This is a genomic window from Saccharomonospora piscinae, assembly GCF_005862235.1.
GTDB classification, from domain to species: domain Bacteria; phylum Actinomycetota; class Actinomycetes; order Mycobacteriales; family Pseudonocardiaceae; genus Saccharomonospora; species Saccharomonospora piscinae.
The window spans coordinates 93,385-107,679 of the sequence record NZ_VCEK01000004.1 but is presented as its reverse complement, the minus strand read 5'-3'; the positions used below and the strand labels follow the sequence as shown (position 1 = coordinate 107,679).

Here is a 14,295-nt window from a genome sequence, read left to right as displayed (position 1 = left end):
GTCACAGCCCTCGCAGGAACTCCCCGGCCACCGACACCGCGGGCCCCGAACTGTCGGCACCGACCAGCAGCACCGCGAACGCCACGTCGTCGCGGTAGCCCACGAACCAGCCGTGCGCGCGGGAGCCGTCCCCGTACTGGGCCGTACCCGTCTTCCCGTGGACGTCACCCAGGTCGCGCAGGGCGGCGGCGGAGCCGTCGGTGACCACGGCCCGCATCAGCTCTCGCAGCGAGTCGACCACCCCGGCCGGGGGTGCCTCACCGCGCACGGTGGCCTCCGTCCTGGCCCCGTCCAGCAGTGTCGGCACCGGCGTGCTCCCGTGGGCGACGGTGGCCGCCACGAGCGCCATCCCGAACGGGCTGGCGAGCATGGTGCCCTGCCCGAAACCCGCCTCGGCACGGGCCACCACACCGTCGCCCGGCTCGGCGGACCCCGTCACCGTGGTGATGCCCGGCACCACGAAGTCGGCGCCGATGCCCAGCCGCAGCGCCGCCTCGGTCACGGACTCGGCGGGCAGGTCCGTCGCCAGGTGAGCGAAGGTCGTGTTGCACGACTGCGCGAAGGCCGTCCGGAACGGCACGGTGCCCAGCTCGAACTCGCCGTCGTTCGGGATCAGCCGGTTCTCGATCACGGTGGTGGCGGGGCAGTCGACCTTCTCGTCCACGCTGACGAGGCCCTCGTCGAGCGCCGCCGCCGCCGTGACGATCTTGAATGTCGAGCCGGGCGGATACCGGCCCGTGAGCGCGATGGCACCCTCGTCGTCGGCGTCCTCGTTCTGCGCCACGGCCAGAATGTCGCCCGAGTCGGGCCGCAGCGCCACGATCGCGCCTGCCCCGTCCACGTCCGCCAGTGCGGCCTCGGCGGACTGCTGCGCCCGCAGGCTCACCGTGGACCGCACGGCCTCCGCCGGTTCCGGCGGCGTGCGGTGTAACTGGTCGACCTCGGCGCCCTGCGGGCCCAGTGTCACGACCCGCCAACCGGCCTTGCCCTCGACCTGCTCCGCCACGGCGGCGCGAATGGCGGGAACGAGCTGGCTGCCGAGGTCCCGATCCGGGGACAGCAACCGTTGCCTGCTGGTGAACCGCACCCCCGGCAGCTCGTAGATCTCCTCCTCGACCGCCCCGTAGTCGGCCGACCGCAGAGCCGCCACCACGTACGGCTCGCCGTCCTCGGTCTCCTCCAGCCCTCGCGTGATCGAGCGCTCGCTGATGCCCGCGTCGAGCGGTTCCAGTGCCTGCCCCAATGCAGCCACGACGTCGTCGAGCTGCTCACCGGCCTCGTCGGGGTGCAGCAGCACGCTGACGACCTTGTCGGGACGCAGCAGCTCGGCACCGTCCCGGTCCAGCACCGGCGCCAGCGCGGGCGGGTCGGTGCGCAGCGCCACCGTCTCCCCCTGGCCGAGCCGGGGATGCACCACCGACGGCTGCCAGTTCACCGACCACTCGCCGCCCACCGATCGCAGCGTGGCGCGGCCCTCGTACTCCCAGCGCCGGTCCCGCGCCCACCGCCAGCTCAGCTCGTACGCCACCTCGGCCGTCTCACCTCGCTCGCGCACGGCGACGACCTCGGCGTCCATCCCCTGTGGCTCCAGTGCCGAGCGCACCGCGTCCAGACCGCGGCGCGCGGCGTCCGGCGAGTCCGTCAGCTCCGCCGCACGGGCGGTGTCGCCCTCGGCGAATGCCGCCACGAACGCGGAGGCCACCTCGTCAGGGCCGTCGGAGCCGAAGACGCCGCAGCCGCTGAGACCGAGCGCCGCCACGAGCAACAGTGAACCGGCCCGGCGCCGCGAGCGCGCGGCCCGGCTGGGAGGACTGAGCACGAACGTCACGATGAGGCAGTATGCCCGCACCCGCCGACACTCGCGGGCAGAACCGCTGGCAGGGAATCCGAACGACTGAGACCAACTCAGAACAACACCGTGGCGTACCGCCCGACCTCGCGAAACCCCACCCTCCGGTACGCGGCCAGCGCGGGCGCGTTGTACGAGTTCACGTACAGGCTCGCGATCCGGCCGAAGCCGCGGACGAGCCGGTCGGCGACAGCCGCCGTCCCCGCCGCGCCCAGACCGGCGCCCCGGTGCCGGGGATGCACCCACACGCCCTGGATCTGCCCCACGGTGTCCGACATCGCCCCGATCTCGGCCTTGAACACGACCTCGCCGCGCTCGAACCGGGCGAACGCGCGCCCCGCGGCGATCAGCTCGCTCACCCTGGCCCGGTAACCCGCGCCGCCGTCACCCAGCCGGGGATCGACACCCACCTCTTCGCGGAACATCGCCACGGCCGCCGGGAAGTAGACGTCGAGTTCCTCGGGCCGCACCGGGCGGACGGCCTCCTCGGGCCGCACCGAGGGGCGGGTGTCGAGCGCCATCAGTGGCTGCTCCGGCCGCACCTCCCTCGCGGGGCCCCACTCCGCGCCCAGCTCGTCCCACAGCCCCAGCACCTGGTCGGCGGGCCCCACCAGCGACGAGCACGCGCGGGGCCGGCGCAGCGCCCGGTCGGCGAACGAGCGCAGCGCCGCCGCGTTGCCCCGCAGCGGGATCAGGTTCGGTCCCGCGAAACACAATCCGGACAGGCCGCTCGTGCCACGGCGGCGTCCATCGGTGCCCCAGAGTTCGCCACCCAGCCGCCACGGGGCGAGCCCGGCGAGCTCCACCCGGGCGGACACCATGCAGCTGCCCACCGGGTCCGTCGCCAGCAGCGATCGGACCGCCGGGTAGTCCTTCTCGTCGAGCAGCCTCGCACCGGCCAGCCGCAACACAACGACAAGATTGCCAGATCAGCGCCGTTCATGGGGACCGCCCGGCGCCTCCGGTGACGCATGATCAGAACGCGGCGGTCCCCAACACCACGCCGAACGGCTCGGCGAGCCGCACGTCCTTGCCGAACGCCACCCGGCACGCCTGCCTGTAGGTGCCGTCGTTCGCCGTCTCGGGCCGCCACCCCTCCGGGACATCCAGCTCGCACCAGATGCGCACCAGGTCGTCCCAGCTCAACGGAGTATCGACTTTCGCAGCGCTCATCGGCGCACTGTTCGACACCGACTCAATGTAGCACGCTAGTCGCGCTGCCGCCGGGAGTCAGCTCACCGTGACGATCGGCTCCCCGCTGCCCTCGGAGTCACCGTTCTCCTCGGCGATGCGCATCGCCTCGGTGATCAGCGTTTCCACGATCTGGTGCTCCGGCACGGTCCTGATGACCTCGCCCTTGACGAAGATCTGGCCCTTGCCGTTACCCGAGGCCACGCCCAGGTCGGCCTCCCTGGCCTCGCCAGGCCCGTTGACGACACAGCCCATCACCGCCACCCGCAGCGGTACCTCCAGCCCGTCCAGGCCCGCGGTGACCTCGTCGGCCAGCTTGTAGACGTCCACCTGTGCGCGCCCGCACGACGGGCACGACACGATCTCCAGCTTGCGCGGGCGCAGGTTCAGCGACTGCAGGATCTGGTCGCCGACCTTCACCTCCTCCACGGGCGGGGCCGACAGCGAGACGCGGATGGTGTCACCGATGCCCTGCCGCAGCAGCGCGCCGAACGCCACGGACGACTTGATCGTGCCCTGGAACGCCGGCCCGGCCTCCGTGACACCCAGGTGCAGCGGGTAGTCGCACTGCTCGGCGAGGATCTCGTAGGCGCGCACCATCACGACCGGGTCGTTGTGCTTCACCGAGATCTTCAGGTCGTGGAAGCCGTGCTCGGCGAACAGCGACGCCTCCCACAACGCCGACTCGGCCAGCGCCTCGGGGGTCGCCTTGCCGTGCTTCTGCATGAGCCGGGGGTCCAGCGACCCGGCGTTGACCCCGATGCGGATGGGAGTGCCGTGGTCCTTGGCCGCCCTGGCGATCTCGGCGACCTTGTCGTCGAACTTCTTGATGTTGCCGGGGTTCACCCGCACGCCCGCGCACCCCGCCTCGATGGCCGCGAACACGTACTTCGGCTGGAAGTGGATGTCGGCGATCACCGGAAGTTTCGACTTCGCCGCGATCGCGGGCAGCGCCTCGGCGTCGTCGGCGCTCGGGCAGGCGACGCGGACGATGTCGCAGCCCGCCGCGGTGAGCTCCGCGATCTGCTGCAACGTGGCGTTGACGTCGGCTGTCACGGTGGTCGTCATGGACTGCACCGAGATGGGGTGGTCACTGCCGACGCCGACCGCGCCCACCTGGAGCTGCCGGGTCTTGCGGCGTTCGGCGAGAACGGGGGGCGGCGTGGTGGGCAAACCCAGATCGACGGTCATCGAATCCTCTGCACTGTCGCTGAACCTGGTCGCTGGCGAGTCACGAGGTCACTGCCGTATCCACGATACGTGACGGCACGGACTCGTCCCCGCGAGCGCTACTACGGTTGGATGAGCCTGATGGGGTTGACGATGTCCGCCGTCACGGTGAGCAACACGATGGCGCCGCCGATCAGGATGACCACGCCCGTGACCGCGTTCAGCTTGGAGTAGTCGACGGGCCCGCCCGCCGCCTTGCCCCGGAGCTTGCGCAACCAGTCGCGGACCCGCTCGTACCAGGTCACGGCGATGTGCCCGCCGTCGAGCGGCAGCAGCGGCAGCAGGTTGAAGATGCCGACGAAGAAGTTCAGGCTCGCCAGCAGCAGCAGGAAGACCTCCCACAGTCCCTGCTCCACCGCCTCGCCACCGATCCGGCTGGCACCCACCACACTGACGGGTGTCTCAGGGTCGCGTTCAGCACCGAAGATGGCGTCGACCACCGCCGGGATCTTCTCCGGGAACTCCAGCAGCCGCTCCCAGGTCTGCACGAGCAGGTCACCGGTGAACGCAGCCGAGCCGCCGAGCGCCGCCACCGCGCCGTAGGGCAACATCGGCGCCTGCGACGCCCCGATGGCGCCGACCTGCTCGGTGCCCCCCTCGCCCGTGGGCCGGGTGACCCGGGCCACGTCGATGGTGAGGGTCTGTGGCTGCCCGTCACGGAGGATCTCGACCTGTGTCGGCCCCGTGGCGGTCTGCACGGCGCCCAGCAGGTCCTGCCACGTGTCGGTCGGCGTCCCGCCCACCGAGATCACCTCGTCGCCGGGCCGCAGCCCCGCCGCCTTGGCCGGTGCCGGATCGCCCGCGCCACAGGTGGGGTCGTTCCAGGCCTCCGCCGTGGTGGCACTGCGCACGCAGTCAGACACCTCGTTGATGACGGGCCGGTCGGCCAGGTTCGGCAACCCCATCGTGACCGCCATGAGGTAGAGCACGACGAAGCCCAGCACGAAGTGGGTGAACGATCCCGCGGCCAGCACGACCGTGCGTTTCCACGTCCGGAACCGCCACATCGCACGCGGCGCCTCGTCGGGCTTCACCTCGTCGAGCGCGGTCATCCCGGCGATGTCGCAGAACCCGCCCAGCGGGATCCATTTCAGGCCGTACTCCGTCTCGCCACGGCGGAACGAGAACACGGTGGGACCGAACCCCACGAAGTAGCGCCGCACCTTCATGCCGAACGACTTGGCCGCCACCATGTGACCGGCCTCGTGCAGCGCCACCGAGACGCAGATGCCGAGCGCGAAGAGCACGACCCCCAGGATGTAGACGAGCACGCGCTACTTCCCTCCCGACATGATCGTGGCCGCACGGTCGCGAGCCCATTCTTCCGCAGCGAGGACGTCGGCCAGGTCCCGGGGCGGGCGGCGCCACTGATCAGCGGCCTCGACGACCTGGGAAACAGTGTCCACGATGGTCGTGAAGCCGCTGTTGTGCGCGAGGAACTCGCTCACCATTCGCTCGTTCGCGGCATTGAACACGGCGGGCAGGCACCCGCCCGCGCTCCCGGCGTGCCGCGCGAGCTCGACGGCGGGGAAGGCGGCGTCGTCCACCGGCTCGAAGGTCCACGTGGCCGCCTCGTCCCACCGGCACGGCGGGACGGCGCCGGGCACCCGGTCCGGCCAGTGCAGGGCCAGCGCGATCGGCAGTCGCATGTCGGGCGGGCTGACCTGCGCCAACGTGGAGCCGTCCACGAACGTCACCATCGAGTGAATCATGGACTGGGGATGCACCACGACGTCGATGCGCTCGCACGGAATGTCGAACAGCAGGTGAGCCTCGATCAGCTCCAGCCCCTTGTTGACCATCGTCGCCGAGTTGATCGTGATGAGCGGCCCCATCGCCCACGTCGGATGGGCCAGCGCGTCCTCCACCCCGACGTCGGCCATCTGCTCGCGGGTCCGGCCCCGAAACGGCCCGCCGCTCGCCGTGAGCACCAGTCGGTCCACCTCCTCGGACCGGCCACCGCGCAACGCCTGCGCCAGCGCCGAGTGCTCCGAGTCGACCGGCACGAGCTGCCCCGGCCGCGCCGCCGCCCGCACGAGCGGGCCTCCCGCGATCAGCGACTCCTTGTTGGCCAGCGCCACCGACGCGCCCGTCTTCAACGCGCGTAACGTCGGGCCGAGCCCCTGCGAGCCGGGAAGGCCGTTGAGCACCACGTCGGCGGGCACCGCCTCGATCAGCGCCTCCACCGCGTCCGGTCCGGCGAACACCCGGGGCAACCGGAAATCGCCCTGCGCATACCCGCGCCGCTGGGCCTCCGCGTACAGGGCGAGTTGCAGATCCTCCAGCGCCGTCGACCGGGTGATCGCCACCGCGTCCACGGCGTGCTCGATCACCTGCGCGGCCAGCGCCGCGGGGTCGGAACCGCCCGCGGCCAGCCCCGCCACCCGGAACAGGTCGCGGTTGCGACCGGTGACATCGAGGGCCTGCGTGCCGACGGAACCGGTGGACCCCAGAACCAGCACCGTGCGTGGGGAACTCATGGTGACCATTGTCGCGGACGTCCCCCGCGTCCCGGTCGCCAGGCGTGTGGGATCATCGCATCGCAGGACAAGCGCGACGTGGTCGCAGGTGAGGAGTGATCGTGGCGGGCAAGGCGGTCGAGAAGCGCACCGGTACCGAGGTCGACCCGAGGGACGAGCCGTCGGCCGAGTGGGGCTGGCACGGCAGCTTCCCCAAGGCCGCCCGCGCGGGTGCCTGGGCCACCGCCGCGATCATGTTCCTGATGCTGATCGGTAACCACCAGAACCGCACCGAGGACGTCGTCCTCATCGTGACCGGCGTCGGCATCATCGTCTTCCTGCTGTTCGACCTGCGGCGCAGGCGCACCGCTTGGCGCCGCTGAGCCGGAGCCGGGCAGTCAGGGCGCCAACGCCCACAACGCCTCCAGCGGCAGCGCCCTGAGCTTGGGACCGAACGGCAGCGTCTGCTGCCCGGTGTAGAACACGTACCCGGCGACGAACCGGTCGCCGAGTATGCGCTCCAGTTGCCGCAACCCGGTGAGGTCCTCCGCGCGCACGGTGGCACCGGCCTTGACCGCCACGCCCACGACTCTGCCGTCCGGAGTCTCCAGCACGGCGTCGACCCAGCTGGCCGCAGGTTTCGTGGTCATCTGGCCGCAAGATCAGTGGTCACCTGGCCGCACGGTTCGTGGTCACCTGGCCGCTCGCTCACTCCTCTGCGGCGAGCTGTCCGCAGGCCGCGGCGATCTCCTGGCCCCGCGTGTCCCGGACCGTGCAGGCCACACCGCCCTCGTTGACGCGGCGCACGAACTCCCGCTCCACCGGCTTCGGACTCGCGTCCCACTTCGAACCCGGCGTCGGGTTCAGCGGGATGACGTTCACATGCACGAGCCTGCCCAGATGCTCGCGAAGCCGCCTGGCGAGCAGCTCGGCCCGCCACGGCTGGTCGTTCATGTCGCGGATCAGCGCGTACTCGATCGACACCCGCCTGCCCGTGGTGTCGGCGTAGTGGCGTGCCGCGCTCAGCACCTCGTCGACCGACCAGCGGTTGTTCACCGGCACGAGCTCGTCGCGCAACTCGTCGTCGGGAGTGTGCAGGGACACCGCGAGCCGCACCTGCAAACCCTCGTCGGCGAGCTTCCGGATGGCCGGAGCCAGTCCCACCGTCGAGACCGTCACCGAGCGCTGGGAGATCCCCAGCCCGGCAGGAGCGGGCTCGGTGATCCGCCGTACCGCGGCCAGCACCCGCTTGTAGTTGGCCAGTGGCTCACCCATGCCCATGAACACGATGTTCGACAGCCGCCCCGGTGCGGGTGTGCCGTCCGGCCCGGGCAGCAGACCGTCGCGCATCACGGCCGCGGCGTCGCGCACCTGGTCGACGATCTCGGCGGTCGAGAGGTTGCGGGTGAGTCCGGCCTGCCCCGTCGCGCAGAACGGACACGCCATGCCGCACCCGGCCTGACTGGAAATGCACAACGTCGCACGGTCGGGGTAGCGCATGAGCACGCTCTCGACGAGCGTGCCGTCGTGGGCGCGCCACAGCGTCTTGCGGGTACCGCCACCGTCGCAGTCGAGGGCCCGGACCCGCGTGAGCAGCGACGGCATCAGCTCGTCCACCAACCGTTGCCGGGAGGCGGCCGGGATGTCGGTCATCGACTCGGGGTCCACGGTAAGGCGGGAGAAGTAGTGGTGGGACAGTTGCTTCGCGCGAAACGGCTTCTCGCCCAGCGCGGCGACGGCCTCAGCGCGTTCGGCCACAGTGAGGTCGGCGAGATGCCGCTGGGGCAGGCCGCGGCGGGGGGCGTCGAAGACGAGAGGCAGACCAGTCATGGCAGTCATAACTCCGTCAGTGTCCCACGCCCGGCCAGCGGCTCCGACGGCCGGAGGAGGCCCGCCGGTTCCCGGCGCAGCAGGACGCGATACCCGACGACCAGCTCCAGTTCGCCACGGCGGCCGGAATTGCGGCGCAGTGTCTCCACCACGGCCCGCGCGGCCACTCTCGGGCTGAACTCGATCCGCAGCACCGCCTCCAGGCTCCCGCGGTCCGGAAACCGCCACCTCGTCGCGACGCGCTCACAGGTGAACCCCTCGGCGGCGAAGAAGGCGTCCACCTTGTCCGCCCGGTAGTGGGGAAGGTCCGCCAGCATCCACTCGCCGTAGGGCGGGGTGCGCACGTCGAGATCGACGATGACGAGGGCTCCGCCCGGCCGCAACACCCGCTCCGCCTCCCGCAGACCGGGCTCGCAACCGGGGCCGAAGAAATACGCGGTGCGCGCGTGCAGCACGTCGGCGCTGCCGTCCGGCAGGGGCAGGCGTTGCGCGGTGCCCGTCACGACGTCGGCACACGGATGCCCCGCCAGCCGCCGCCGGGCGCGGCGCACCAACGGGGAGTAGGGCTCCACGCCCACCACCGACCTCGCGGTCGTCGCGAAGCGCGGCAGATGGAAGCCGTCCCCGCACCCCACGTCCACCACATCGCGGTCGCCCCAGGGCGCGACGGCGGCGAGATGCTTCCAGAGGTCGCCGTCGGCGTCCTGGATCTCGTTCTCCCGCTCGTAGACCTCGGTGTGGTACCAGATGTTGGGACTGGGCACGACCTCCGCGCGGCGGCCGAAGATTTTCACGAAGTCAGCGTAACCGGCCCCCGTACGGCCTAGGATGATCGAGCGACCGTAGCGAGGAGGTGTCGCATGTCCCTCCGCACCGCCCTGTCCGCCTCGAGCCTGCCGCCCGGCGCGCCCTGCTGGGTCGAGCTCGCCGCCCGCGACGAGAGTGCCGCCCGCGCGTTCTACGGCGAACTGTTCGGCTGGGAGTTCCACCGCAAGCACGACCCCGTGGGCGCCGACGGCCGGTACGCGCTGGCCCTCTGCGACGGCGTCCAGGTCGCCGGGCTCTACCAGGCTGCCCCCGACCGGCCCGCCGGATGGTCCGTGAACCTGGCCGTGGGCAACGCGGTCAACACCGCCGACTGGGTCACGCATCTCGGCGGGTCGCTGGCGCTCGGCCCGCTCGACGTACCCGAGCGGGGCACCGTCCTGCATGCCGTGGATCCCAGCGGGGCTCCCGTCGTGTTCTGGCAGCCGCCCTCGGACTGGGCCTTCGGGACCGGTCTGCCCCGCATGTTCAGCGGTGCCGATCTCAACACCCACGACGGCGATGCCGCGGACGAGTTCTACTGCAAGCTGTTCGGACTCAGCAGCCAGCAGATCGGCGCCGACGACATCGACTACGCCGAGTGGCGACTGGGACACGAACCGGTGATCTACCGCTGTGTCATGGACGTCCGGCAAGGGTCGACGGTGGCGCCGCACTGGCTGGTGTACTTCCAGGCCGACCCCACGATCGGCACGGACACGCTCGCTCGGCTCGCCCTGCGACACGGCGGCGGAGTGCTCGCCGAGCCCTACGACACGCCGTTCGGGCGGACCGCCCTGCTCAGCGATCCCGATGGCTGCCCGCTGGCGGTCATCGACCACTCACGCACCAGGGACCTCGGTGTGGGCAGGGCCGAGGTCGACGACCCGCACGACGACTGACTCTCCGCTCGCTACGCGGGCACGAACGCGCTCAGCAGCAACCAGGACACCACCGCGGAGGGCAGCAACGAGTCGAGGCGGTCCATCAGACCACCGTGCCCCGGCAACGTGTTGCCCATGTCCTTGATCCCCAGGTCGCGCTTGATCAACGACTCCATGAGGTCGCCGAGCGTGGCGGTCAGCACGACCGCGGCACCGAAGACCACGCCCTGCCACGCCTGGCCACCGAGCAGGAACGCCACCGAGAGCGCGCCACCGGTGATCCCGGTGGTCAGCGAACCCGCGAAGCCCTCCCAGGTCTTCTTCGGGCTGATGCTCGGCGCCATCGGATGCCTGCCGCGCAGCACCCCGGCGATGTAGCCGCCGGTGTCACTCGCCACGACGACGATCATGAACGACAGCACCCTGCCGACGCCGTCCTCGGGCGGCACGAGCATCGCCGCGAACGCGGCGAACAGCGGCAGATAGGCCGCGGCGAACACCGACGCGCTGACGTCCCGCAGGTAGCCGTCGGCGCCCGCTCTGAGCCGCCACAGCAGACACGCGATCACGGTCACCACGAACGCCGTCAGAGCGCCGTCCTGCCCGAAGGGCCACGCCAGCCAGATCATCGCCTGGCCGCCCACCAGCACGGGGACCACGGCGATCCGGATGCCCGCGGCCCGGCGGAACGCGCCGGCCAGCTCGACCGTCCCCACCACGATCGCCGCCGCGATGATGGCGATGAACAGGTAGCGGACGGTGAACAGGGACCCGAGGATCGCCGCGCCCAGCGCGACTCCGACGCCGATGGCCGCCGGTAGATCACGCCCGGCTCGGGACGGCTTTCCGCCAGGCTCCTTCGACCCGTCGGGTTGCGCCGAGTCTCCGCGGCCGCCCTGATGGTCGCTCACTGTAGTCATCAGACCTCGAGGAGCTCGGATTCCTTGTGTTTGACGAGGTCCTCGACCTGGTGAACATAACGGTCGGTGAGGTTCTGCAGCTCCTTCTCGGCGCGGGCGACCTCGTCCTCGCCGGCCTCACCGTCCTTGGCGATCCGGTCGAGTTCCTCCTTGGCCTTGCGCCGCACGCTCCGGATGGAGATGCGGGCCTCCTCGCCCTTGCCCTTGGCGACCTTCACCATCTCCCTGCGGCGCTCCTCGGTGAGCTGCGGGATCACCACTCGGATGATGGTGCCGTCGTTCGTCGGGTTCACCCCGAGGTCCGAGTCACGGATGGCCTTCTCGATCGCCCTGAGCTGTGAGGCATCGTAGGGCTTGATGACGGCCATCCTGGCCTCGGGGATGTTGACACTCGCGAGCTGGTTGAGCGGTGTGGGCGCACCGTAGTACTCGATCACGATGCGGGAGAACATCGCGGGAGTCGCCCTGCCGGTCCGCACCGATGCCAGCTCGTCCTTGGCGAAGGAGACCGCTTTCTCCATCTTTTCTTCGGCGTCGAAGAGGGTCTCGTCGATCACGGCTACTCCAGATGTGTTGGTGTGTTGACCACTGTGCCGATCCTCTCACCACTCACGGCGCGAGCAATGTTGCCCTCGGTGAGAAGGTTGAACACGATGATCGGCATGTTGTTGTCCATGCACAGGCTGAAGGCCGTGGCATCGGCGACCTTGAGGCCCTGTTCCAGGACCTGCCGGTGGGTGATCTCCTCGAAGAGCTTCGCACCGGGGTCGCTGCGCGGGTCGGCCGAGTAGACCCCGTCCACCGCCTTCGCCATCAGCACCACGTCACAGCCGATCTCCAGCGCCCGCTGCGCGGCTGCGGTGTCGGTCGAGAAGTACGGCATCCCGGTGCCCGCACCGAAGATCACGACCCGGCCCTTCTCCAGGTGCCGCTCCGCGCGGCGGGGGATGTAGGGCTCGGCGACCTGCCCCATCGTGATCGCCGTCTGCACTCGGGTCGGCACGCCCTCCTTCTCCATGAAGTCCTGGAGAGCCAGCGAGTTCATCACCGTGCCGAGCATCGCCATGTAGTCGGCTCTGTCCCGGTCGAGGCCCCGCTGTGACAGCTCGGCGCCACGGAAGAAGTTGCCACCCCCGATGACCACGGCCACCTGCACGCCGTTACGGACGACGTCGGCGATCTGCACGGCCACGGAATGCACCACGTCGGGATCGACGCCGACGGACCCGCCGCCGAACATCTCCCCACCCAACTTGAGCAGCACTCGCCGGTAGCCGTGTCCTGGCCTGGCGGCACCGTCCTCGTTCATCTCGCCTCCGCCCGCTCTCGTGCTGGGGTGCTGCGCCTACTCACAACTGTGCCCCGCCTCCTGGACTGGCGGGAGACGGGGCACAACTGCCTGCCGGCAGGCTATGCCTGGCCGACCTCGAACCGCGCGAACCCGGTGACGGTCACACCGGCCTCATCGAGCAGGGCCTTGACCGTCTTCTTGTTGTCCGTGACCGACGGCTGCTCCAGCAGCACGACGTCCTTGTAGAAGGCGTTGACCTTACCGTCCACGATCTTGGTGAGGGCCTGCTCGGGCTTGCCCTCCTCGCGAGCGGTCTGCTCGGCGATGCGCCGCTCGTTCTCGACGAGTTCGGCCGGCACGTCCTCCCGGGTCAGGTACTTCGGCTTGAGCGCGGCCACCTGGAGCGCGGCGGCGCGGGCCGCCTCGGCGTCGTCACCCGTGTACTCGATCAGCACACCGACGGCCGGAGGCAGCCCGGCGCCACGACGGTGCAGGTACGTGTTCACCTGACCGCCGAAGCTGACGACGCGCCGCAGCTCCAGCTTCTCACCGATCTTGGCGGACAGCTCCTGGATCGCCTCGGCGACGGTCTTGCCCGCCTCGATCTCGGCAGCGCTGAGCTGCTCGACGTCGTTGGCACGCGTCGCCTTGGCCGCCTCGACGATCTTGTCGGCCAGCGCGCCGAACTCCTCGTTCTTGGCGACGAAGTCGGTCTCGGAGTTCAGTTCGACCAGCACGCCGCCGTCACCGGCCACGAGGCCCTCCGCGGTGGCCCGCTCGGCGCGCTTGCCGACGTCCTTGGCTCCCTTGATGCGCAGGTACTCGACAGCCTTGTCGAAGTCGCCGCCGCTCTCCTCCAGGGCCTTCTTGCAGTCCATCATGCCCGAGCCGGTGAGCTCGCGGAGGCGCTTCACGTCTGCCGCAGTGTAGTTCGCCATCGTGCGTTGTCCGTTCCTTCGTGCGGTACGCGGTGGTAGGTGATCAGGAGGAGGTGGTCTGCTCGCTCGACTGCCCCGAGCCTGCGTCCGAGCCCGCGAGCAGCTCCTGCTCCCACTCGGCGAGCGGCTCGTCCGATGCCACGGCGGGCTTCTCCTCGCCCTCGGCGGCGGCACCGTTGCGACCGGACCGCGCCATCAGGCCCGCGGCCGCGGCCTCGGCGACCACCTTGGTGAGCAGGGCGGCGGAACGGATCGCGTCGTCGTTGCCCGGGATCGGGTAGTCGACCTCGTCCGGGTCGCAGTTGGTGTCGAGGATGGCGACGACCGGGATGTTGAGCTTGCGCGCCTCGTTGACGGCGATGTGCTCCTTCTTGGTGTCCACGATCCACACGGCGCTGGGCACCTTGGACATGTCGCGGATACCGCCGAGGGTGCGCTCCAGCTTGTCCTTCTCCCGGGTGAGCGTGAGGATCTCCCGCTTGGTCAGCCCCTGGAAACCACCGGTCTGCTCCTGCGACTCGAGCTCCTTGAGCCGCTGCAGGCGCTTGTGCACGGTCTGGAAGTTGGTGAGCATGCCACCCAGCCAGCGCTGGTTGACGAACGGCATGCCGACCCGCAGCGCCTCGTTGGCGATCGCTTCCTGCGCCTGCTTCTTCGTGCCGACGAACAGGATGCTGCCGCCGTGGGCGACCGTCTCCTTGACGAACTCGAAGGCGCGGTCGATGTACGACAGCGTCTGCTGCAGGTCGATGATGTAGATGCCGTTGCGCTCGGTGAGGATGTAGCGCTTCATCTTCGGGTTCCAGCGGCGGGTCTGGTGCCCGAAGTGCACGCCGGAATCGAGCAACTGCTTCATGGTGACGACGGCCATGGCCGGATTCGCACCTCTTCTGTGTTCT

16 protein-coding genes are annotated in these 14,295 nt (G+C 70.3%); 2 read left to right on the top strand and 14 right to left on the bottom strand.

What is annotated here, in order from left to right; all coding sequences use genetic code 11:
- Nucleotide 1 precedes the first annotated feature (1 nt).
- From FFT09_RS16810 to dxr, 6 genes are all read right to left on the bottom strand, one after another.
- Nucleotides 2-1,828, bottom strand: coding sequence for a penicillin-binding transpeptidase domain-containing protein (locus tag FFT09_RS16810; RefSeq protein WP_244231398.1), 1,827 nt, complete (start codon nucleotides 1,826-1,828; stop codon nucleotides 2-4).
- 77 nt (nucleotides 1,829-1,905) lie between these two features.
- Nucleotides 1,906-2,760: a GNAT family N-acetyltransferase gene (locus tag FFT09_RS16805; protein ID WP_138383297.1), complete on the bottom strand. Its 855-nt coding sequence runs from the start codon at nucleotides 2,758-2,760 to the stop codon at nucleotides 1,906-1,908.
- Nucleotides 2,761-2,824: 64 nt separating this feature from the next.
- Entirely contained in the window at nucleotides 2,825-3,022 is a 198-nt protein-coding gene (locus tag FFT09_RS23335) for a hypothetical protein (protein ID WP_244231397.1), read from the bottom strand.
- 57 nt (nucleotides 3,023-3,079) lie between these two features.
- Entirely contained in the window at nucleotides 3,080-4,231 is a 1,152-nt protein-coding gene (gene ispG / locus FFT09_RS16795; RefSeq protein ID WP_024876165.1) for a flavodoxin-dependent (E)-4-hydroxy-3-methylbut-2-enyl-diphosphate synthase, read from the bottom strand.
- Nucleotides 4,232-4,332: 101 nt separating this feature from the next.
- Nucleotides 4,333-5,541, bottom strand: a complete 1,209-nt coding sequence (locus tag FFT09_RS16790) for a M50 family metallopeptidase (RefSeq protein ID WP_138383296.1) — start codon at nucleotides 5,539-5,541, stop codon at nucleotides 4,333-4,335.
- A gap of 3 nt (nucleotides 5,542-5,544) precedes the next feature.
- Entirely contained in the window at nucleotides 5,545-6,750 is a 1,206-nt protein-coding gene (gene dxr, locus FFT09_RS16785; RefSeq protein WP_208544446.1) for a 1-deoxy-D-xylulose-5-phosphate reductoisomerase, read from the bottom strand.
- A gap of 101 nt (nucleotides 6,751-6,851) precedes the next feature.
- On the opposite strand from dxr, the gene FFT09_RS16780 reads away from it, so the two are divergent.
- Nucleotides 6,852-7,112 (top strand): DUF2631 domain-containing protein, encoded by a 261-nt coding sequence (locus tag FFT09_RS16780; RefSeq protein ID WP_024876168.1) that lies wholly within the window; start codon nucleotides 6,852-6,854, stop codon nucleotides 7,110-7,112.
- A gap of 15 nt (nucleotides 7,113-7,127) precedes the next feature.
- Here the strand turns inward: FFT09_RS16780 and FFT09_RS16775 are convergent, their stop codons facing one another.
- From FFT09_RS16775 to FFT09_RS16765, 3 genes are read right to left on the bottom strand one after another with little or no spacing between them, the layout of a single operon-like run.
- Entirely contained in the window at nucleotides 7,128-7,379 is a 252-nt protein-coding gene (locus FFT09_RS16775; protein ID WP_208544445.1) for a hypothetical protein, read from the bottom strand.
- Between the two features lie 58 nt (nucleotides 7,380-7,437).
- Complete coding sequence (gene rlmN / locus FFT09_RS16770; RefSeq protein WP_024876170.1) at nucleotides 7,438-8,559, bottom strand: dual-specificity RNA methyltransferase RlmN; 1,122 nt, start codon at nucleotides 8,557-8,559, stop codon at nucleotides 7,438-7,440.
- 5 nt (nucleotides 8,560-8,564) lie between these two features.
- The gene (locus FFT09_RS16765; RefSeq protein WP_138383294.1) at nucleotides 8,565-9,353 is read right to left on the bottom strand and encodes a class I SAM-dependent methyltransferase; all 789 of its coding nucleotides are present in this window, start codon (nucleotides 9,351-9,353) and stop codon (nucleotides 8,565-8,567) included.
- Between the two features lie 66 nt (nucleotides 9,354-9,419).
- On the opposite strand from FFT09_RS16765, the gene FFT09_RS16760 reads away from it, so the two are divergent.
- Nucleotides 9,420-10,265, top strand: coding sequence for a VOC family protein (locus tag FFT09_RS16760; protein ID WP_138383293.1), 846 nt, complete (start codon nucleotides 9,420-9,422; stop codon nucleotides 10,263-10,265).
- Between the two features lie 11 nt (nucleotides 10,266-10,276).
- Here the strand turns inward: FFT09_RS16760 and FFT09_RS16755 are convergent, their stop codons facing one another.
- The 5 genes from FFT09_RS16755 to rpsB all read right to left on the bottom strand — a co-directional run bounded on the left by FFT09_RS16755 (nucleotide 10,277) and on the right by rpsB (nucleotide 14,267).
- On the bottom strand, nucleotides 10,277-11,167 hold the full coding sequence (locus FFT09_RS16755) for a phosphatidate cytidylyltransferase (protein WP_081194517.1): 891 nt from the start codon (nucleotides 11,165-11,167) through the stop codon (nucleotides 10,277-10,279).
- Nucleotides 11,167-11,724, bottom strand: a complete 558-nt coding sequence (frr, locus tag FFT09_RS16750) for a ribosome recycling factor (RefSeq protein ID WP_081194515.1) — start codon at nucleotides 11,722-11,724, stop codon at nucleotides 11,167-11,169. Before frr ends, FFT09_RS16755 begins: the two co-directional genes overlap by 1 nt.
- A gap of 2 nt (nucleotides 11,725-11,726) precedes the next feature.
- Complete coding sequence (gene pyrH / locus FFT09_RS16745) at nucleotides 11,727-12,476, bottom strand: UMP kinase (protein ID WP_024876175.1); 750 nt, start codon at nucleotides 12,474-12,476, stop codon at nucleotides 11,727-11,729.
- A 101-nt stretch (nucleotides 12,477-12,577) separates the two neighbouring features.
- A complete protein-coding gene (gene tsf, locus FFT09_RS16740; RefSeq protein WP_081194513.1) occupies nucleotides 12,578-13,396 on the bottom strand; it encodes a translation elongation factor Ts in 819 nt (272 codons plus the stop codon).
- Between the two features lie 43 nt (nucleotides 13,397-13,439).
- Nucleotides 13,440-14,267: a 30S ribosomal protein S2 gene (gene rpsB / locus FFT09_RS16735; RefSeq protein WP_024876177.1), complete on the bottom strand. Its 828-nt coding sequence runs from the start codon at nucleotides 14,265-14,267 to the stop codon at nucleotides 13,440-13,442.
- Between the last annotated feature and the right edge of the window lie 28 nt (nucleotides 14,268-14,295).